Origin of the sequence: Streptomyces sp. NPDC089799 (assembly GCF_040684755.1) — a bacterium.
Taxonomy (GTDB): Bacteria; Actinomycetota; Actinomycetes; order Streptomycetales; family Streptomycetaceae; genus Streptomyces.
The window spans coordinates 173,511-193,356 of the sequence record NZ_JBFBGR010000002.1 but is presented as its reverse complement, the minus strand read 5'-3'; the positions used below and the strand labels follow the sequence as shown (position 1 = coordinate 193,356).

Genomic DNA, 19,846 nt, shown 5'->3' with positions numbered 1-19,846 from the left:
GGACGGGATCGTCCGTCCTCATCTTCGCGGTGACCCCCTCATCTTCGCCGATCACGGCGCGTGGGTGACCGGCGGTCGGCGATCTGCGGTCGGTGACCGGCGGTTGGTGACCGGCGGCCGGCGATCGCCGGCCGAACACAGGGCGATGCCCGGGGAGCCGCCCTCCCCTCGCGGGGCGGCTTCCCGGGCAGGCACCGCGGCGGCGCGGACCGGCGCCGTTCGACCGCTGTGGAACGAGACGGGCCCGCGATGAACGTGGAGACCCCGCGACCCCGGCCGACGGGCTCGGGGAGCCGACCCCGCGGTCGCTGGACTGAAGTTATCCTTAATTCGGCGACCCTTCAAGTCGCTCGATTCAGGGTGACCCTAAGTTCATCGTCCGCCAGCACAGGAGATGCCCCCATGTCGCACCGCCGCTTCGACGGAGGTCTCGTACGTCGGGCCAGGAGGATCGCGGACCTCACCCAGGCGGAGCTGGCGGCACGGCTGGGGGTCTCGGAAGCGGCCGCCGCCAACTGGGAGGCGGCGCGTTCCCGGCCCGGGCCGGAGAAGCTCCCGGCGATCGCCCGGGAACTCGGCGTGGACCTGGACGAGTTGTTCCCCCGCGACGGCCTGCGGGACCTGGGCGACGTGCGCTGCGATGCCGGGCTCTCCCAGAAGGAGGCCGCGAAGGCGCTGGGCACCAGGAGCGAGAGCGCCGTGCGCAAGGCGGAGAGCGGCAAGCGGCGGCTGGCCGATGCGTACGTACCCGGGCTGGCCGAGGTGTACGGGGTCACCGTCGCGGCACTCCTCGCCGCCCAGGAGCGGTCGTTCGGGCACGCGGTGGCCGAACCGGGCGCCCCCCGGTCCGAGCCGGCCCCGACCCCGACCCCGCCCGAGGGCGGGCGGCCGGCCGGCACCGCGATGGGCATCGCCGAGCGGATCGCCTTCCTCATCGAACGGAGCGACCCGGGCCGTGACACCTCGGACGCGGCCCTGGCCCTGCGCGGGAACACACGGATCGGGCGCCCGGTGCTGACGGCCGGGCTGGTCGCCGAGCTCCGCTCGGGGGCGCGGACCGGCGCTTCGGAGGAGGAGTTCGAGGCCCTGACCCTGGCCCTGGACGCGCCCCCGCTGTTCCTCTCCGGCGAGGACGAGGAAGTCGACCGGATCGTCAGCGCGGCCCGGCTGCTGACGAGCGGCTTCACCGGCATGGCGGCGCGCGGGGACGGCGGGCGGCTGACCCCCCAACTGCTCGACTTCATCAACGAGACGGTGGCCAGGATCCAGTCCGGCCTGCCCACGGGGCAGGAGAACGGCACACGGCCCGAACGGGACCGGTGACCGGGCTTCGCGAGACCGGCACAGGATCCGAACCGGACCGGCGACCCGGCTTCGCGAGACCGGTACGGGGTCCGGGCGGGACCGGCGACCCGGCTTCGCAGGACCGGTACGGGGTCCGGACGGGACCGGCGACCCGGCTTCGCAAGACCGGTACAGGGTCCGGGCGGGACCGGTGACAGGTCCGGGCTCGACCGGGCACGGCTTCCGGCCGGAGGGTGAGCGGCGGCGCACACCGCCCGCCGCGGCCGGACCGGCAGCCGGCTCCCCCGCCCGTCAGGCCGGTTGGCTCTCCTCCGCGAGCAGGGTGACCACCTCGTAGTGGGTGACCTCGGCGTACGCGGCGGCGATGCGCAGCAGCCAGGCGCCCTCGTCCGCCAGGCTCTGGCCCCTGCCCGCCGGGAATTCGGCGGGCGGGCCGGCGGGGCCGCCCGCGGCGGTCAGCGCGGCCCGGATCCACAGCGCCTGCGCGCGGGCCTCCGTGCCGTGCACGTCCCGCCCCTCCCGCCCTTCCCCCGCATCCAGCCGCCCCTGCTGCCCCTCCTGCTCCTCCCGCCCCGGTCCGCCCTCGCGGCCGGCCATTGCCAGGGCCCGCGCGTAAAGGCCCTCGGGGGCGCGGCGGCGCAGCTCCAGGATCGCGTCCCTGATCTCCGTGATGTAGCGGCCCAGGCGGAACTCGGGGGTCATCGTCCGGGAGAGGACGTCGCGAGCCGTGTTCAGGGGTACGGCGGCACGGCTGCCGGGAAGGAGGCGGCTGGGCGGTACGGCGACCAGGTCCGGGGCGGCCAGCGCCAGGTCGCGCCACATCCGGTGGAGCTTCACGGTCTTGCGGAGGGTGCGGTAGCGGTTGCCCGCCGCCTGCGTCACGGGCAGGACCACGCCGGTCCCCCAGAGGAGGAAGCAGCAGTCGAGGACGACCTCGGTGAAGGCCTCCTGCGCCGCCGCATGGCCGGCGGAGACGGGGTGGAGACCGGCGAGCACGCTGTAGACCAGGCGGATCGCGGCGTAGAGGGCACCGAGGACCATGCCGGCCGTCATCATCCACAGGCCGCCTCGCAGGGCGGGGCCACGGGCCTCCCGGGCCTTGCTGCCCCACTGGTAGGCGCACAGGGCTATGAGCGAACCCGAGAAGAGGTAGAAGAGGCCCATGTAGAGGGCCACGGCGGGTTCGCCGGTGTGGCGGTCCAGGAACTCGGGTGCCGTCGGCTCGGCGGTCCGTCTCAGTCCGAGGAGGAAGACGGCGGCCATGACGGCCGAGGTGACCGCGCTGATGGCGATGATGTGGCGGTGTGCGGCCGCAGTGACGCGGATGCGCCGGCCGGCGGGGGCGCCCGAACGGAGGGCGGCCGCGTCGATCGCCGTGACGTAGCGCAGCAGCGCGGTCATGGCGGCGATGACGAGGACGTGCTTGAGCAGGGTGGCGAGGTCGTGTACGCCGACCCGCTCCACCAGCTGCCGTCCGGGGTCGGTGCGCAGCAGCCAGGCCAGGGACATGGCGGTGAGCGTGCCCCACAGGGACCGTTCCCGGGTCCGGCCCCGGAGGGCGGCCGGGGCGCGCCACAGCGCCTGAAGCATCAGCAGGGCGACGATGACGTAGGTGAGGGCGTGGGTCACGGGCTGGTCCGGTTGGGGTAGGTGAGGGAATCGGAGAGGGCCAGCAGCACGGCGTCGCCGGACTCCTGGGCGCTGTGGGTGTAGGCGCGCTGCTGGATGACGTCGGCCACGGTCTCGGCCCGGGCTTCGGTGTGGGTTCCGTAGCGGCGGCGGGCCGCGGCCTGCCCGCGGCTGACGAGCCGTCCGATCAGGGCCGCGGGGAAGTCGCCCAGGAGTTCCGCCATTTCCTCCCGGGTGACGCCGTCCGCGTCGTCGCACCACAGGTGGGCCAGCTCGTGCAGGATGATCTTCTCCTGGTGCCACTTGCTGGTGCTGTGCGGGTAGAAGATCAGGTCGAGCCGGAGCTCCTCCTGTTTGAGCCACAGGCCGCACGGGGACGACCCGCCGAGCAGCTGGTCGGGCAGGGGGACGAGGTGGATCTGCCGGTCCCGCTCGGCGGCCACGTTGTCGATCAGCCCGCCGAGGCTGAAGGGGTGCGGCAGCGGCATGCCGGAGACGATCCGCTGCGCTTCCCGGCGTACCGCTCGATGGCCCGGAACGGCGCGGTCACTCCTGCGGAGTCTCCATCGCATCTTCTGTCGCGCCCCTCGGGATTGCTGCCGGCCGTGACGGATCTCCGTGGCGGGGCCTCCGTGACGGGGCCTCCTGGCGGGGCCTTCGTGACGGGACCGCCGGTGCCGCGGCCGGCCGGGACAGCGGTCACGCGCCCCCAAGGCCGGAACCGCCCTCCGCACCCGCCGGTTCGCGGGCACCGGTCGGCCGATCGGCCGGTCGGCCGCCCCCGGCAGTCGTACAAGATCCTTACCCGGACGCAGCATAACGGCCCGGCTACCACCGGAGGCCCCGGAGGCCGCCGGGCGCCGCTGCCGGCCGACGGTCACCGGCGGCCGCCCCGGGCCGCGGACTGGGGCAGGTGGCGGGTGAATCTTCGCCTAGGATTCATGCAAGCCGCGGGGTTGCGGCTCGTCGCCGTGCGCGGCGGCCCGGCGGCCGGTCACACCGGCCGGGCGGGGAGAGTGCCCCGCGTCAGGTCCTCTCTCCTGATGGGGACCGCATGACGCCGATCACGAAAGATCCCGGGGAATCGCGAGACCGCCGGCGTGCGTCTCGGTGGTACGGGGCGCCCGGACCAGCCGCCCACGAACAGAACGCCCCCGGGGAGAAGTGAGGTATGTCAGTGATCTGCGTCGGTGGCATGATCGGGATCGGCAAGACCAGCGTGGCCGAACTGCTCGCCAAGGAGCTGGGCAGCCAGGTCTTCTACGAGAGCGTGGAGGACAACCCGATCCTTCCGCTCTTCTACACGGCGAGCCCCGAAGAGATCCAGGCGAAGCGCTACCCCTTCCTGCTCCAGCTGTACTTCCTGCAGACGCGGTTCGCCGCGATCAAGGAGGCGTACAAGCAGGACGACAACGTCCTCGACCGGTCCATATACGAGGACTGGTACTTCGCCAAGGTCAACCACGACCTGGGCCGGATCAGCTCCCTCGAGATGCAGGTGTACGACGGCCTGCTGAACGAGATGATGCGCGAGATCGACGGCCTGCCGTACCGCAAGGCCCCCGATCTCATGGTCTACCTCAAGGCGGACTTCGAGACGGTGCTGCACCGCATCGGGCTGCGGGGACGCGGATTCGAGCAGGACGAGAGCCTCGTCGACTACTACCGGACGCTGTGGTCCGGCTACGACGACTGGGTGCACAAGCACTACTCGGCCAGCGATGTCCTCGTGATCGACATGAGCAGCACGGACGTGGTGAACGACCCCGAGGACGCCGCCCGCGTGGTCCGCGAGGTCAGGGAAGCCCTGTCCCAGGTCACCCGCCGGGCCTGACCCTCCCCCTGGGGGCCCGGCCCACGGCCGGACCCTGCGAGCCCGGTACCGACGCTTTCAGGGCTACGGCTCGATCAGGCCGACGCGGATGGCGTAGCGGGTGAGTTCGAGGCGGTCGCGCAGTCCGAGCTTCTGGAGCAGGTTGGCGCGGTGGCGCTCGACGGTCTTGGGGCTGATGACGAGGAGGTCGCCGATCTCCTTGGAGCTGTGGCCCTCGGCGACGAGTTTGAGGATCTCCTCTTCCCGTTCCGTGATGGGGCGCTCCGGGAGCGGGCCGCCGGTGCGGGCGCGGTCGAGGTAGGTGCGGATGAGGGCGGTCTCCGCGCCGGGGTAGATGAAGGGTTCGTCGCGCAGGGCGGCCCGGCAGGCTTCGACGAGGTCGCGGTCGGCGACGGACTTCAGGACGTACCCGCAGGCTCCGGCGCGCAGGGCTTCGAAGAAGTACTGCTCGTTGTCGTACATGGTGAGCATCAGGATCCGCAGGCCGGGACGGAGGCGGGTCAGTTCGCGGGCGGCCTGCAGCCCGGTCCGGCGGGGCATGGCGATGTCGAGGACGGCGAGGTCGATGTCGAGGGAGCGGGCCCGGCTGACGGCTTCGGCTCCGTCGGCGGCCTCGGCGACCACGGTCAGGTCGGGTTCGGCGTCGAGGATGAGGCGTACGCCGCGGCGGACGAGGGTGTGGTCGTCGGCGAGCAGAATGCGGGCGGGCCCGGCCTGCGGCTGGGTCATCGGGTGGCCTTTGCGGTGTCGGTGATGTCGAGTCGTACCTGGGTGCCGCCGTGCGGGCCGGCGTCGACGAGGAGTTCGGCACCGATGAGCAGCGCCCGCTCGCGCATGCCCCGGATGCCCGCGCCCTCGGGTGCGTCCCCGATGCCGTGCCCGTTGTCGCGGACCAGCAGCCCGACACCGCCGCGGGGCAGGGGGCGCAGGTGGACCTCGACGCGGGTGGCGCCCGAGTGACGGGCGGCATTGGTCAGTCCCTCCTGCGCGACGCGGTAGAGCACGAGTTCGGCGGCCGGGTCCAGGTGGGGCAGGCCGGGAGTGATGTGGGCGGTGACGCCGAGGCGCGGGGTGGTGAACTCGCCGGCCAGGGAACGCAGTGCGCTGTGCAGGCCGAGTTCCTCCAGGACGCCGGGGCGCAGGCGGCGGGCGATGCGGCGGATCTCGTCCAGGCTGGCGCGGGTGGTCTCCTGGGCCTGGTGCAGGTCGGTGCGGACCGGTTCGGGGGCGCGGTCGGCGGCGTGCTTGAGCTGGAGCAGGACGGCCGTGAGGGTCTGGCCGATCTCGTCGTGGAGCTCTTGGGCGATGCGCTTGCGCTCGGCCTCCAGCGCGGTGAGGACCCGGCCGCTGCTGGTGGCCCGCTCGGCTTCGAGCCGGTCCAGCATGGCGTTGAAGGTCCGGGTGAGTGCGGCGACTTCCCCGTCCCCGGTGACGGCCGGGCGGGTGCCCGGTTTGAGGAGGTCGGCCGTGGCCATGGCCCGGTTCAGCCGGGCGAGCGGGGCCAGGCCGACCCTGAGCAGGACCGCGTTGACGACCAGCATCGCGGCCAGCCCCCCGAGCAGCACGAGCGCCTCCCCGAACAGGACCGGCGTGGACACGGTCACCGGGCCCAGCAGCAGGGCCACCGCGAGGACCAGGACGCCTGCGTTCAGGAGGAAGATCCGCCAGTACAACGACATGGCCACGCGCCTTTCCGGCCGGTCCCCCCGGCATCCGCCACGGCCGCCCGGCCTCCTTGCCTCCAGGTGCTGTGACCTGCAGCGGAACCCACTTCCCCGCCCCATCCTCACGCCGGTGAGGGCCGCTGTCCATCCGTGCCGGCACCCATATTGCGGACCTGCGGAAAGTGGCACGATGGCCCCGCCGAGCGGCCGTCTCCTGCCCGGGACCGCATGCGCGCCGCGAGGGCACCACGTACGAACGAACACGAGGGGGGACAGCTGTGCCTGCTCCACGGATGAGCACGACACCACTGCCCGGCATCGGGGTCCGGTACGACCTCACCACCCGCGAACGCCGGCACCTGTCCGTGATCGCACACCGGGACGGAACGCGGACGGTGAACGTCTACCGGGGCGACGACCCCGACGCCTGCGCCCAGTCGCTGCACCTGACCGGAGCGGAGACCACCTCCCTGATCGACGCGCTGATGCCCGCCCACCACAGCCCGAACCTCCTGCACACCACCGATCTGGGACTGGTGGCCGAGCGGATCGAGCTGTCCGCCCACGCGTACTGGAACGGCCGGGTGCTGGGCGAGACGCGGATGCGGACCGAGACCGGCGTGTCGATCGTGGCCGTGCTGCGCCGCTCGGAGGCCCGTCCGGCCCCCGGGCCGGAGTTCCGGCTCGCCGGCGGGGACACCCTCATCGTGATCGGCACCCGTGAGGGCGTCGACGCCGCCGCCGCGATACTCGGACGGGAGTGACCCGCCTGTGCACTCCGCCCTCTTCCTGATCGAGTTCGGTGCGATCATCCTCGGCCTGGGTCTGCTGGGCCGGGTCGCCGGACGCCTGAAGTTCTCCCCCATCCCCCTCTACCTCCTGGCCGGTCTCGCCTTCGGCACGGGCGGACTCCTTCCGCTGCCCGCGAGTGAGGAGTTCGTCGCGATCGGCGCCGAGATCGGCGTCATCCTCCTGCTGCTGATGCTCGGCCTGGAGTACACGGCCAGCGACCTGGTCTCCAACCTGAAGACCCAGTACCCGGCCGGGCTGGTCGACTTCACCCTGAACGCCGTACCCGGCGCCGCGGCCGCGTTCCTGATGGGCTGGGGGCCGGTCGCCGCCGTGGTCCTGGCAGGGGTCACCTGGATCTCGTCCTCCGGCGTCATCGCCAAGGTCATGGGCGACCTCGGCCGGGTCGGGAACCGCGAGACCCCGGTCATCCTGTCCATCCTGGTCCTCGAAGACCTCGCCATGGCGGTCTATCTGCCGATCATCACCGCCCTCCTGGCCGGCGTCGGCCTCGCCGCCGGCAGCGCGACCCTGGCCATCGCCCTCGGCGTCGCCGGAGCGGTCCTGTTCGTCGCGGTCCGCTACGGCCGTCACATCTCCCGCTTCGTCTCCAGCGACGACCCCGAGAAGCTCCTCCTCGTGGTCCTCGGGCTGACCCTGCTGGTCGCGGGCATCGCCCAGCAGCTCCAGGTCTCCGCCGCGGTCGGTGCCTTCCTCGTCGGCATCGCCCTCTCCGGCGAGGTCGCCGAGGGCACGCACACCCTGCTCAGCCCGCTGCGGGACCTGTTCGCCGCCGTGTTCTTCGTCTTCTTCGGCCTGCACACCGACCCCGCGAGCATCCCGCCCGTCCTGCTGCCCGCACTCGCGCTCGCCGTGGTCACGGCGGGTACGAAGATCGCCACCGGGTACTGGGCCGCGAAACGGGCCGGGATCGGGGTCAAGGGGCGCTGGCGTGCCGGTGGCACGCTGGTGGCCCGCGGTGAGTTCTCCATCGTCATCGCCGGTCTCGCCGTCACCGCCGGCATCGAGCCCGCCATGGGCCCGCTCGCCACCGCGTACGTGCTGATCCTCGTGGTGATCGGGCCGCTCACGGCCCGCTACACCGAGCCCGTGGCCGCCTGGGTCGGCAGCCGCCGCGTCGCCCGTTCGGCGCCGCTCCCGCCCGCGGAGCCGGCCCGGCCCGGCTCCCCGGAGGACCTGAGCGACCAGGACCGGGATCCGGCCGGCCGCGCGTGACGCCCGGGACCTGCGTCGGCGCAGGCGGCGCCGGCGGGTGGTGTCGAAGAGGTTCACCGCGAGCGCGGCCGTGATCAGGCCGCTCGCCAGCAGGAGCCCGTGGGGCAGCACCACCCCGCCGACCACCGCGGTCAGAGCCAGGGTCATGGCCAGCCAGGCCCGGCCGCGACGGTGCTCGCGGAGCCGGCGGGGGCCGCGCGGTCGGCGGGATCGGCCGGGTCGGACCTCGCTCCGGCCGCGGGCGGGGCGGGGTCCGCCGTGCCATGGCGCGGCCCCGCGGCCGGCGATCCGCCCGTCGTCGGATTCCGTCATGGGCCTTCCCTCCTTTCGCCGGTCAGGCGAGTGCGAAGTAGCGCAGCCACACGTACGCCCCGGCCAGCACGGTGGTGACGGCGGTGACGATCAGCCCGTAGCGGCTGAACTGCCAGAAGGAGATGTGGTGTCCGGCCCGGTCGGCGATGCCGACGGCGACGACGTTCGCGGAGGAGGCGATGACCGTGGCGTTGCCGGCCAGGTCCGCGCCCAGCGCGAAGGACCACCACAGCACCCGGGTCTGCTCGCCCCCTCCGGAGGCGGCGACGATCTCGGAGACGACCGGACCGGTCGAGGCGACGAAGGGGATGTTGTCGATGACCGCGGACGGCACGATCGATCCGAACAGCAGGGCCATGGAGGCGGCGAAGAGGTTGCCGTCCAGCACCCGGGCGGCCGCCTGGCCGAGGTCGGTGAGGATCCCCGTCCGGACCATGGCGCCGACCATCACGAACAGGCCCGCGAAGAACGCCAGCGTCTCCCACTCGACGTCGGCCGCGACCTTGCGCGCGCCCAGCCGGGACGCGGCGAGCAGGACGAGGCCGCCGGAGACCGCCACGACCGACGGCTCCAGGTGCAGGGTCGTGTGCAGGACGAAGCAGGCCATCACGATCACGACGACGATGCCGCTGACGGCCAGCAGTCGGGCATCGGTGATCGCGTCCCGCTCGCGCATGGCCATGACGTGCTCGGCGCGCTCGGGGTCGCAGGAGAACGCACCGCGGAACAGCCGGCGGGCCAGCACCGCGAACACCACGATCAGTGCCGTGGTGATGGGTGCCATGTGGAGCAGGAAGTCGTTGAAGGACAGTCCGGCGCGGGAGCCGATCATGATGTTCGGCGGGTCGCCGATCAGGGTCGCGGCGCCGCCGATGTTGCAGGCCATCACCTCGGCGATCAGGTACGGCACGACCGGGACGCCGAGCTTGGCGCAGACCGCGATGGTCACGGGGGCGATCAGCATCACGGTGGTGACGTTGTCCAGCCACGCGGACAGGAACGCGGTGGCGAAGATCAGCATCACCATCAGCCGGTACGGGCGTCCGTGCGACCGCTTGGCGGCCCAGATCGCGAAGAACTCGAACAGTCCGGTGCGCTTGAGGACGGCGACGATCAGCATCATGCCCAGGAGCAGGAAGATCACGTTCCAGTCGATGCCGGCCGCGTGGGAGAAGAAGGCGTCCTCCGCGCTCGTCGCCCCGATCAGCAGCATGACGACCGCGCCGCCCAGGGCGGCGGCGACCCGGTGGACCTTCTCCGTGGCGATCAGCACGTAGACGGTTCCGAACACCGCCACCGCCAGCCACGCGGTGGCACTCATGGCGGAGCCGCCCGGCCGTGGCCCGGGTTGCCGGGGCCCGGGCTGCCGGGGCTGCCGGGTCCGGGGTTACGGAGGGACGTGGGCGGGGTCGTCATCGGCGCGGCTCCGTTCACAGGTGCTGCCGCGAGCACCCGTGTCCCACGTGGGCCGCCCCGAACCAGGGGTGCTCCAGGCCCCCACCCTCACCCGGCACCCCGGCCCGGCGCATCGGGGCCGACACCCATCTTCCATCCCCTCGGGGCCGGCCGGCCCCCCGTGTGGGTGGCCACCCGCCGGGCACTGCGGGTCGCCCGCTCCCCGGCCGGCGACCGGGTCCCGGGCGACAGCCGGGTCAGCTGCACCTGCCGCTGCCGCTGTAGCAGGGCACGTACTCGGGGCCCGGCCGCGACGGCGGTTCCGGGTGGGCGCGGTCCCAGTCGTGCTGCGCGAGCACGAGCAGCGCGGTCACGCCCAGTGCGGCCAGCAGCTGGAGCACCACCGACCAGCGCGCGCGGAACAGTGCCGCGACCCCGGCCAGGCCGAGGACGACGACCAGGTGGTACGAGAGCCAGCCGAGCTCCGCGAGCTCCGCCGCCTCGATCCGGTCCGCCTGCCCCTGTGCGGCCCAGATGTCCATGCCGGTGCCGAAGCCGTGGAGCACGGCCACGGCGACCTCGACGAGCAGGAGGAGGATGCCGAAGGCGACGTCCGCGCCCGTGGACTTCCGCCGGGACCACGGCCGCCAGGGCGGCCGTGGCGGTGCGAGCGGTGCAGGTGATGCGTCGGTCATGACCCCACCCTGACGGTCCCTCACCGGTGCCGCATGAGTACGCGTACTCAGCCCCTGCCGGACGGGGCGCGCCGGAACCGCTGCGGAGCCGAGCCCTTCCGCCGGCCGATTCGTCCCCCCAGGACCCCGATGGGCCGCACCGCGCGGCGCTGCTCGGCCCGGGCCGGCCGTTCGGGGTCCGCCGGGTCGGGCCCCTCGCCCATGGCGGAAAGGTGCACCGCGGGAACGGGGCGCGCAGGGGTGATCGGTAAGGTGTGGGCTCCTGGCTCCCGGCACACCCGGTGCGAGGGTCAACCGAGTGCGGTGGAGGGGTCCTTGAGCACGTCACGAGCCGGTGTCGTTCCCGTCGCGGCGGAGGTGTGCGTGATCGGCGCGGGGCTGTCCGGCCTGGCCGCCGCGCACGCCCTGGCGGCCCGCGGGATCGGCTTCGTCTGTCTGGAGCGGTCGGCGGACGTCGGCGGCATCTGGCGGCAGCCGGGGGCCGGCGAGCCGGGTCCGGCGTACCTGTCGCTGCACCTCAACAGCGCCCGGCAGCTGACCGGTTACGAGGACTTCCCCATGCCGGACGACCTGCCCCTGTACCCCGGGCACCGCGATGTCGCCGCGTACCTGCGGTCGTTCGCGGAGCGGACGGGGTTGCTGGCGCACGTCGAGCCGGGCACCGAGGTGCTCTCCGTACGGCGGGAGGCCGACGGCTCATGGGCGGTCACCAGCCGGGACGCCCGGGGTGGGGTGTCCGAGCGGCGCTTCGGGCACGTCGTGGTCGCCTCGGGGCACCACACGGAGCCGGCGATGCCCGCCGAACTCCCGCCGGGCGCGGACTCCTTCGCCGGAACGATCCTTCACTCGGTGGACTACCGCGACGGCAGCGATTTCGCCGGCCGGCGCGTGGTCGTCGTGGGCATGGGGGCCTCCGGCGTGGACATCGCCACGGACCTGTCGCGGCACGCCGCGCGGACCGTGCTCTCCGTCCGCCGGGCGCTGCACATCGTGCCCAAGCAGCTGTTCGGCATGTCCGTGGACCTGATCGCCGACGCGCCGTGGTTCCACGCGATGTCCCTCGCCGAGCGGCGGACGTTCATCGAGCAGGCGCTGTACGTGGCACGCGGGAGGCAGTCCGACTACGGGCTGCCCGAGCCCGACCACCCCGTCTTCTCCTCGGCCGTGACCATCTCCGACGAGATCCTCAGCCGGATCCGGCACGGCGCGGTGCTCCCGAAGCCCGTGATCGCCTCGCTGGACGGCAACCTGGTGCGCTTCGCGGACGGGACCTCCACGGAGGCGGACGCGATCGTCTACTGCACCGGGTTCCGCATGGCCTTCCCCTTCCTGCCCGCCGGAGTCCCGACGGCAGGACGCGAGGAGGCGGTCGAGCTGTACCGGCGCGTGGTGGCTCCGGGCCTGCCCGGCCTGTACTTCGTGGGGCTGATCCGGCCCGCCGGCTCGATCACCCGCCTGGTGGAGGCCCAGTCCCGGTGGGTGGCACGGCTCGTCGACGGTCACGCGGCCCTGCCCGCCGCGGACGTCATGCGCAAGGAGATCGAGGTGTACCTGAGCGGGATCGAGGAGCGCTACGGCCTGGCCACCGGAACGTCCGTCCGGGTGGACGTCGGCTCCTACCTGCGGGAACTGGCCGAGCTGTAGGGCCCGTCGGCCGGCGGCCTGACCGCGTACGCCTCCGAGGAGAGGTACGCGGTCACCCGGGGCGGCCGGTCCTGCTGGTGGGCCAGCCCGAGGTAGGCGATGAGCCCGACGCCGTCCTCCGGCCGCCGGGAGGTGAGGGCGGCCACCGACCGCACGAGCGGGGCCGGGTCCATGCCGTGGCGGGCGAGCACGGCCGTGGCGCGGTCCAGGGCCTCGCCGTCGTGCCGGGCGTAGTCACGGACCGGGACGTAGAGCGTGAAGCCGCTGGGCCGGTCGGCGGCGGTGTCGGTGAACGCGTGGCAGGACTGCACGGGGCGGCGGCACAGCCGGGCCTCCGGTCCGTCCTCCGCGTCACCCCGGGTCTGCCCGGCCGCTGCCCGGAAGAAGTCCCTGATCGCCTTGCGGCCGGGGCCGCCGTCCGCGCGGGAAAGCCGGGCCGCCTCCTTGGCCGAGAGGTCGTGGTGGGCGAGGTAGACCTTGGCCCGGGGCCGCTCCCAGTCGCCGAGGTCCAGGGCGAAGAAGAGGGGGCGGTCGCCCTCGGGAAGCACGTCTAAGGCCTTGCGGTGGCCGAGCCGGCTCAGGGCGGTCCGTACGGTGGCGGCAGCGTGCTCGGGGCCGGAGGCCGCGGGGTTCAGGTACACCTTGACACGGGGGACCCCGCCGGGCACCAGCTCCAGCGCGCACCACAGGGCGAGCGGGCCCTGCGGGGAGTCCGGGAAGAACAGGTCCTCCAGCTCGTCCAGGCGCCGGGTGCCGAACCCGTGGCGGCGGGCCAGTGCCCGGACGGACGCCAGCCCGGCGCGGCCGTTGGCGGCGAGGCTCCCGGCGCCGAACCCGGGTTCCAGGAGCACCCGCAGGGTGGGATCGGCTCCGGGGACGAACGCGAGGGAGAACTCCACCGGCGTGTGGTCGTCGGAGAGGAAGGAGGGCTCCGGGGGCGGTAGGTGGAGGGACCGGCCGGCAGCGGGCCCGAGTACGGCGAGCAGGGTCCGCGCGTACTCGGCCGAGTCGGCGCCGGAGAGTCCCGCGGCCTCGCACAGCCGCAGCGCCTGCCGTGCCGCGTGGTCGCCGAGGGTGGTGCCGTCGGCCCGCCGCGGGGGGCCGGTGAGGGAGGCGGCCGCCGTGCCGCCCGGCCCGGGGCGGGCGGCCCGCGTCGACACCCGCCTCGCGGGGCGGGCGTCGACGCGTCTCGGCTCGCCGGGGTACTTCAGAACTGTGGCGTCGGCGGATATGTGGTCCACGACACCTCCTTCATCTGCTCAGCTTCACGGGTAACGCGAGGCTGAATACCCCAAGGGCGAAACGTTCATGCGGCGGTTCCGCTTCCGGCTCGTGCGGGACCCGTCAGCCGGTGAGCCAGTTGAGGAACTGGCTCCACCTGCCGACGCGTTCGCGCTTGCCCGCCGGGTCGGCCGGACCGCCGGCCGCCGGGCTCCCGGGATTCCCCTGCGGGGCGGGGTGGAGGCCCTTGCGGAGGGGGGTGAACCGGGCCGGCAGGGTGGCCAGGCCCCGGTTGAAGGGGCCGGGACGCCAGATGAGGCTGTCCTCGGGCACGGCGAGTTCGACGTCGGGGAGCCGGTTGAAGAGGCTCTCGATCGCCGTCAGGCTGATCTGCCGGGCGGGCTCCTTGGACGGACAGGCGTGCGGGCCGGCGCTCCAGGCCAGGTGGGCCCGGCTGCTGCCGGCCTCGCGGGCGGCCGTGAGGTCCGGCCCGGTGTTGGCGGCCGCGAAGCTGACCAGCACGAGTTCCCCGGCACGCAGCACCTGTCCGCCGAACTCCGTGTCGGCGGCCGGGTAGTGGGGCGCCAGGTTCTGCATCGGCGGGTTCTCCCACAGCGTGTCGTCGAGGGCCTCGTCGATCAGGCCGCCCTTGTGGGCGTACGCGTCGTGGGTCAGCAGCCGGTGCAGGGTGTTGCCGATGAGGTTGCGCAGCGGCTCGTTGCCGGCCACCAGCAGCAGCGCGAGCTGGTGGACCATCTCCTCGTCGTTGAGGGCGGCCTGGTGCTGCATCAGCCAGGAGGCGACGTCGTCGCCCGGCCGTGCGCGCTTGAGCGCCACCAGTTCACCTACGGCCCCGAACAGCACCTCGACCGCGCGCTCGGCGTTGATGCCGTCGAACATGCCGGAGATGCCGAACAGCACGCGGTCGCCGATGTCGGCGGGGCAGCCGAACAGCTCGTTGAACACGAACAGCGGCAGCTGCTTGGCGTAGTCGCCCAGCAGGTCGGCCGAACCCCGCGGACCGAACTGGGAGATGAGGTATTCGGAGGCCCGCCCGGTGATCCGGGTCAGCCGGCGCTGGTCCACCCGCGCCATGCTGTCGGTGACCGCCTGGCGCAGCCGCAGGTGCTCGGCGCCGTCGCTGAACATGCAGTTGGGCCGGTAGGCCAGCACAGGCACGACCGGGTTGTCCGGGCTGATCCGGCCCTCGTTCAGGTCCCGCCAGCGTCGCGCGTCCTTGCGGAAGGTGCCGGAGTCCTGGAGCAGGTGGAGCGCGGCCGAGTAGTCGGTGACCAGGGTGGCCTCCACCCCCGGCGCGAGCTCCACGGGTGCGGTGGGGCCGTAGTGGCGCAGGTAGGCGTAGTACGCCTGCGGGTCGGCCGCGAACCCCGGTCCGTGCAGCGGTACCCGGCCGCCGGACTCGTGTGCGGGGCAGCCCGGTGGGGGCACGGGGGCGGTGGGTCGAGTGTCCATGTCTTTCCTAGTGAGCGCGGTCCAGCAAGTAGCGGACGAGGGTGATCAGTGCCGCTGCGGACGACCCCTGGTCGCGCGCGTCGCAGGCGACGACGGGGGTGTCGTCGAGCAGGTCGAGCGCCTCGCGCAGCGCCCGCACCTCCCGGTCCTGCGAGCCGTCGAAGTGGTTGACGGCGATCGCGTAGTCCAGGCCGTACTGCTCGATCAGGTCGATCACCGCGAAGGAGTCCGCCAGCCGTTCGGGGTCCACCAGCACCAGCGCGCCGAGCGCGCCGCGCGCCATGTCCTCCCACATCTGGACGAAGCGCTGCTGGCCGGGGGTGCCGAAGAGGTACAGCACCAGGCGGTCGCTGAGGGTCAGCCGGCCGAAGTCCATGGCCACCGTGGTGGTGGTCTTGGTGCGGACGCCCTTGAGGTCGTCGAAGGACTCGCCGGCGCGGGTCATCGTCTCCTCGGTGGACAGCGGAGGGATCTCCGAGATCGCACCGATGAAGGTGGTCTTGCCCACGGCGAAGTGACCGACGACGAGGATCTTCACGGCGGTCTGCGTCGCCCCGCCGCGGACGTACGCGCGTTCATCCAAACTTGGCGCGGAGCCCATCCAGTACCTCCTCGAGCAGGTGTCGGTCCGTGAGCGGGGCACGCTGCACGGGCGGTCGGGTGATCAGGTAGCCGCGCTCGGTGAGGGCGGACAGCAGGATCCGCACCACGCCCATGGGCAGACGGGTGTGCCCCGCGATCTCGGCCACCGAGAGGAATCCCGCGGTGCACAGGTCGAGCAGGTTCTGTTCCTCGGGCGACAGCTGGGTCGGCCGCTGCTGCTCGTCCCCGGTCGCGGTGACCAGGGTGATCAGGGAGAGCTGTGCCTCGTCGGGCAGGCCCCGGCCCTTGGTGATGACGTACGGGCGCACTAAATCCGCGGCGGCGGGCCCGAATTCGTCGAAGCCGGTCATGATCCGGCGCCCGCGTTCTCGCGCGGCGGTGACATCAGGGCCTTGCCGAGCTGCCCGACGAGCTGCTGCATCCGGAAGGTGATGTCCTGCATGTCCACGTCCGGGGAGGCGGAGACGCCGAGGTAGGCGCCCTCGCCGGCGGAGATCAGGAAGACCCAGCCGCCGTCGAACTCGACCAGTGTCTGCCGCCATTGCAGCGGGCCCTCGTCGATGAAGAACCCGAGCGTGCGGCTGAGCGACTGGACCCCGCTCATCGCCGCGGCCACCGTGTCGGCGCTGTCCTTGCCGAAGTCCTTCGTCCGGGCCATCAGCAGTCCGTCGGCGGAGACCAGGACCGCGTGCAACGCCCCGGGAATCTCCAGGGCGCTGTCAAGCATCCATGACAGATCGTTGTTCACGAGACCTCATGTCCTTCGTTGCTCGCATCACGTGTGCCGCCCGCACGGTCCCCCGGGTCCGGGAGTGCGGTGCGGCCGGACAGCGTCCCCCGCTGGAACGCCCCCATGATCGCCGCGGTGTCCCGGCCGGACCGTGCGGCGGCGGGCGCGGCCGGCGCGTTACCGGGCACGATGGCGATCGGCCGCTTGCGGGTGCGCTTGGGCAGTCCGTCGATGGTGGTGGCGGTGGTCACGGCGGGTACGGGCCCCCGGGGGTCGGCCGGGGCGACGGCCACGGGACCGACGGCGTCCGGGACCGGCTTCTCCGGCATGGCGGTGAGCAGGTCGTGGGGCAGCAGGACGACGGCGCGCACGCCTCCGTACGGCGAGCTGGAGTCCACGGACACCTCGAAGCCGAAGCGCTCGCAGAGCACGCCGATCACCGCGAAGCCGAACTGCGGGGGGCTGCCCAGTCCGGAGACCCCGGTGACCCGCTCGGTCGACAGGAGCTTCTCGGCCTTGGCCCGCTCCTCGTCGTTCATGCCGACGCCTGCGTCGTCGACGACGATGCAGATGCCCTTGGGCACCGTACGGATGTTGATCTCGACGACGGTGCTGGGGCTGGAGTAGCTCGTGGCGTTGTCCAGCAGCTCGGCCAGGGCCAGCGCCAGGGGTTCGACGGCCCGGCTGGTGATGCCGAAGTCGACCTGGGAGAGGATCTCCACCCGCCGGTAGTGGCGGATCCGGCCCTGCGCGCTGCGGACCACGTCGTAGACGGACGCGACGTCGCGCTGCCGGCCCAGCCAGCCGTCGCACAGCACGGCGATGGACTGGGCGCGCCGCCCGAACTGGGAGTTGGTGTGGTCGATCTCCAGGAGGTCCTGGAGGATTACCGACTCGCCGTACTTGTCCTGGAGTTTGGAGATGACCGACTGCTGCTCGGCGGCCAGGCCCTGGAGTGTCCGCATGGCGGACTTCAGCACCGATTTCGTTGCGTCCTGGGCCTGTTCCTTCTCGGATTCGACGGACGCGGCGAAGCCGTTTTCCAACACGGCGTAATGCGTTTTGATTTCGTCGATTTCGGCGCGCAGCGACCGCGCGCCCCTGCGCTGGCGGACGATCACGGTACCCGCGCCGAGAACTGCGGCCACGAGGGCCCAGAGCACCGGGTTCTGCATGTACTGCGTCATAAGACTCTCTTCAGACGACCGAATCCACCGCACCGCAAGTGCGATGATCGTATCACTAAGCGTGATAGTCGAACGACCGTCAACATCCCGCCGGGCAACGGAGATTGACTGGATTTCGCTGTTTGATGGAGAGTCAGAAAAGCACCTGAAAGCCTCTCATATCAGGGTTCGCATACGACATGACGAGGTGTCCGATTGAGGCCGTCTACGGCTTTGGTCAGCCGTCAGGCCGATACGTGCGCGCCGGTGCCGGTCCGTGCCGTTCGCCGGGACGGACACCGGATGTGCCTCGCGCCGTCCCCGGGCCCGGCCGTCCGGCGACCCGGGTCCACGGCCGGGGCGGGGGGTGCGCCGGGGAAAGGCGGCAGGCCCACCGGCCGGGGGCGGCCGCAGCCCGGCGCGGAGCGGTGGCGGTCCCCTGCGGTGCGGGGCATCGCCCCGGGCACCGGATGGGCGTCGGCCTTGCGCTCAAAGCACCGCCGGTCACCTCGGGCGTTCATCTCCGGGACACCGGCTCGCCACGGTCCGCGAGGCGGCCGAAGGCCCCGTGGCGGAGTTCCCGGGCCGCGGCGGGGGCGAGGCCTCCGCAGCCACGGTTGGCGGAGTCACGACGTACCGCACCGCCCCGCCACGGGCGGGACCGGCTGTCGTACCGGGACGGCGGAAGCCGGGCCGGCCCCCCGCCGGATCGGTGGTCACCGGCCCCGCGGGGGCCGCGCGCCGAGCGCCCGGGCGCGGGCCCCCGGGCGAGCGGCCGCCGGCTCCGCCTGCGCGGCCCGTGTCAGCGCTCTCCCGCGAGGTCCAGGTCGCCGGCTCGGGGCCCGCTCGGCGCGGCGCCTTCGGCGTCCTGCCCGGTCGCGGTCCGCCAGGGGCGGGCGATCTGCCGGGACACCGGGCGCCACCAGCGGTCCGTCGGGAGCTCGCCGGCCGGCTCGAAGGGCCGGCCGGGCTGCGGGAGCGCGACCCGCTGACCGGCCGCCTCGGCCGCGTCCGCGGTCCACTCGCCCGGTTCCGCCCAGGGGTGGAAGGCCAGGTTGAAGGTGCCCCAGTGGATCGGCAGCAGGACCCCGTGCGGGGTGCCGCCCTGGAGGTCGAGGTGGGCCCGGACGCCTTCCTCCGGGGTCATGTGGATGTCCGGCCAGTACTCGCTGTACGCGCCGATCTGGATCATGGTGGCGTCGAACGGGCCGTGTTCGGCCCCGATGTCCTCGAAGCCGGGGAAGTAGCCGGTGTCCCCGCTGTGGTAGATGCGGTGCTCGTCGCCCGCGACCACCCAGGAGGCCCACAGGGTGTGCTGCTGGTTGCGCAGGCCGCGGCCGCAGAAGTGGCGGGCCGGGGTCGCGGTGAGCGCCAGCCCGGCGATCTTGGTGGTCTCGTTCCAGTCGAGCTCGCGGATCCGGTCGGCGGACACGCCCCAGTGCTCCAGGTGGGCGCCGACCCCGAGCGGGGCGGCGAAGACCGTGTCCGTGCCGGCCAGAGCCTTGATCGTCGGCAGGTCCAGGTGGTCGTAGTGGTCGTGGGAGATCACCACGGCGTCCACCGGGCCCAGCGCGGCCAGCGGGACCGGCACCGGATGCAGTCGTTTCGGCCCGGCGAAGGGGAAGGGCGAGCACCGCTCCCCCCAGACCGGGTCGAACAGCACCCGCCGGCCGTCGATCTCGGCGAGCACGCCGGAGTGCCCCATCCAGGTCAGCCGCAGGCCGGTGGCCGGCGGCTTCGCCAGGTCGGCCAGGGTGGTCGGGTGGACCGGGATGCTCTCACGGGGAGCCCGCCGGATCCGGCTCTCCCTCTGGAAATAGACCCTGGCGAATTCCAGCATGGAGCCGGAGGGCCGGGTCCGGGCCCCGACCGGGTTCTGAAAGACGCCGTCGGCGAAGTTCGGGGAGCGGCGGATCCGCTCCAGCCGTGCGCCGGACGGATCCGCGCCGAAGGCTTCGGGCCGCATGTCACGAAGCCGCGGACGCGGGGGACGGGAGCCGGTCAAGGCGCCTCCTGGGACGGTGGGCAGGTGGGGCGGTCGGGCCGTACGTTCCTTCCGTACGTCCCCGACGTTCAACGTACGCACTGCGCGTTCGACGTACGTACTCTGCCCTTCCCAACGCACACCCACCCCGGAGGATTCCGCCGGC

At 72.8% G+C, this 19,846-nt stretch carries 18 protein-coding genes; 5 read left to right on the top strand and 13 right to left on the bottom strand.

Translation table 11 applies throughout. From position 1 onward, the window contains the following. The first annotated feature begins 402 nt into the window (after positions 1–402). The gene (locus AB0O36_RS02560) at positions 403–1,323 is read left to right on the top strand and encodes a helix-turn-helix transcriptional regulator (protein WP_365102969.1); all 921 of its coding nucleotides are present in this window, start codon (positions 403–405) and stop codon (positions 1,321–1,323) included. 273 nt (positions 1,324–1,596) lie between these two features. Here AB0O36_RS02560 and AB0O36_RS02555 read toward each other — a convergent pair whose 3' ends face one another. Further along, complete coding sequence (locus tag AB0O36_RS02555) at positions 1,597–2,934, bottom strand: MAB_1171c family putative transporter (protein ID WP_365102968.1); 1,338 nt, start codon at positions 2,932–2,934, stop codon at positions 1,597–1,599. After that, positions 2,931–3,422, bottom strand: coding sequence for a hypothetical protein (locus tag AB0O36_RS02550; RefSeq protein ID WP_365102966.1), 492 nt, complete (start codon positions 3,420–3,422; stop codon positions 2,931–2,933). Before AB0O36_RS02550 ends, AB0O36_RS02555 begins: the two co-directional genes overlap by 4 nt. Before the next feature lie 683 nt (positions 3,423–4,105). On the opposite strand from AB0O36_RS02550, the gene AB0O36_RS02545 reads away from it, so the two are divergent. Beyond that, entirely contained in the window at positions 4,106–4,768 is a 663-nt protein-coding gene (locus AB0O36_RS02545; RefSeq protein WP_365102963.1) for a deoxynucleoside kinase, read from the top strand. Positions 4,769–4,831: 63 nt separating this feature from the next. Here AB0O36_RS02545 and AB0O36_RS02540 read toward each other — a convergent pair whose 3' ends face one another. Further along, on the bottom strand, positions 4,832–5,497 hold the full coding sequence (locus AB0O36_RS02540) for a response regulator transcription factor (RefSeq protein WP_365102960.1): 666 nt from the start codon (positions 5,495–5,497) through the stop codon (positions 4,832–4,834). After that, positions 5,494–6,447, bottom strand: coding sequence for a HAMP domain-containing sensor histidine kinase (locus AB0O36_RS02535; RefSeq protein ID WP_365102957.1), 954 nt, complete (start codon positions 6,445–6,447; stop codon positions 5,494–5,496). The genes AB0O36_RS02540 and AB0O36_RS02535 overlap by 4 nt, the downstream gene beginning before the upstream one ends. 278 nt (positions 6,448–6,725) lie before the next feature. Between AB0O36_RS02535 and AB0O36_RS02530 the strand changes: the two genes are divergently transcribed. Next, positions 6,726–7,196 (top strand): TrkA C-terminal domain-containing protein, encoded by a 471-nt coding sequence (locus AB0O36_RS02530; RefSeq protein ID WP_365102954.1) that lies wholly within the window; start codon positions 6,726–6,728, stop codon positions 7,194–7,196. 7 nt (positions 7,197–7,203) lie between these two features. Further along, positions 7,204–8,457: a cation:proton antiporter gene (locus AB0O36_RS02525; protein WP_365102951.1), complete on the top strand. Its 1,254-nt coding sequence runs from the start codon at positions 7,204–7,206 to the stop codon at positions 8,455–8,457. Between the two features lie 334 nt (positions 8,458–8,791). On the opposite strand, the gene AB0O36_RS02520 is transcribed toward AB0O36_RS02525, so the two are convergent. Beyond that, complete coding sequence (locus tag AB0O36_RS02520; protein WP_365102948.1) at positions 8,792–10,090, bottom strand: ArsB/NhaD family transporter; 1,299 nt, start codon at positions 10,088–10,090, stop codon at positions 8,792–8,794. Between the two features lie 331 nt (positions 10,091–10,421). After that, positions 10,422–10,859 carry a DUF6234 family protein gene (locus AB0O36_RS02515; protein ID WP_365102945.1) on the bottom strand — a complete coding sequence of 146 codons (438 nt, stop codon included), beginning with the start codon at positions 10,857–10,859 and terminating at the stop codon, positions 10,422–10,424. Positions 10,860–11,174: 315 nt separating this feature from the next. Here AB0O36_RS02515 and AB0O36_RS02510 point away from each other — a divergent pair, with 315 nt between their 5' ends. After that, on the top strand, positions 11,175–12,503 hold the full coding sequence (locus tag AB0O36_RS02510; RefSeq protein WP_365102942.1) for an NAD(P)-binding domain-containing protein: 1,329 nt from the start codon (positions 11,175–11,177) through the stop codon (positions 12,501–12,503). On the opposite strand, the gene AB0O36_RS02505 is transcribed toward AB0O36_RS02510, so the two are convergent. From AB0O36_RS02505 to AB0O36_RS02475, 7 genes are all read right to left on the bottom strand, one after another. Then, entirely contained in the window at positions 12,476–13,744 is a 1,269-nt protein-coding gene (locus AB0O36_RS02505) for a tryptophan dimethylallyltransferase family protein (protein ID WP_365102939.1), read from the bottom strand. The two genes, AB0O36_RS02510 and AB0O36_RS02505, sit on opposite strands and share 28 nt — an antisense overlap. A 103-nt stretch (positions 13,745–13,847) precedes the next feature. Continuing rightward, positions 13,848–15,197 (bottom strand): cytochrome P450, encoded by a 1,350-nt coding sequence (locus AB0O36_RS02500; RefSeq protein ID WP_365102936.1) that lies wholly within the window; start codon positions 15,195–15,197, stop codon positions 13,848–13,850. Positions 15,198–15,204: 7 nt separating this feature from the next. Then, positions 15,205–15,798, bottom strand: coding sequence for an ATP/GTP-binding protein (locus AB0O36_RS02495; protein ID WP_365102934.1), 594 nt, complete (start codon positions 15,796–15,798; stop codon positions 15,205–15,207). Next, on the bottom strand, positions 15,773–16,150 hold the full coding sequence (locus AB0O36_RS02490) for a DUF742 domain-containing protein (protein ID WP_365102931.1): 378 nt from the start codon (positions 16,148–16,150) through the stop codon (positions 15,773–15,775). Before AB0O36_RS02490 ends, AB0O36_RS02495 begins: the two co-directional genes overlap by 26 nt. Further along, a complete protein-coding gene (locus AB0O36_RS02485; RefSeq protein ID WP_365102929.1) occupies positions 16,147–16,548 on the bottom strand; it encodes a roadblock/LC7 domain-containing protein in 402 nt (133 codons plus the stop codon). The genes AB0O36_RS02490 and AB0O36_RS02485 overlap by 4 nt, the downstream gene beginning before the upstream one ends. Then, the gene (locus tag AB0O36_RS02480; protein ID WP_365102926.1) at positions 16,545–17,717 is read right to left on the bottom strand and encodes an ATP-binding protein; all 1,173 of its coding nucleotides are present in this window, start codon (positions 17,715–17,717) and stop codon (positions 16,545–16,547) included. The genes AB0O36_RS02485 and AB0O36_RS02480 overlap by 4 nt, the downstream gene beginning before the upstream one ends. 781 nt (positions 17,718–18,498) lie before the next feature. Next, complete coding sequence (locus tag AB0O36_RS02475; protein ID WP_365102923.1) at positions 18,499–19,701, bottom strand: MBL fold metallo-hydrolase; 1,203 nt, start codon at positions 19,699–19,701, stop codon at positions 18,499–18,501. Positions 19,702–19,846 lie beyond the last annotated feature (145 nt).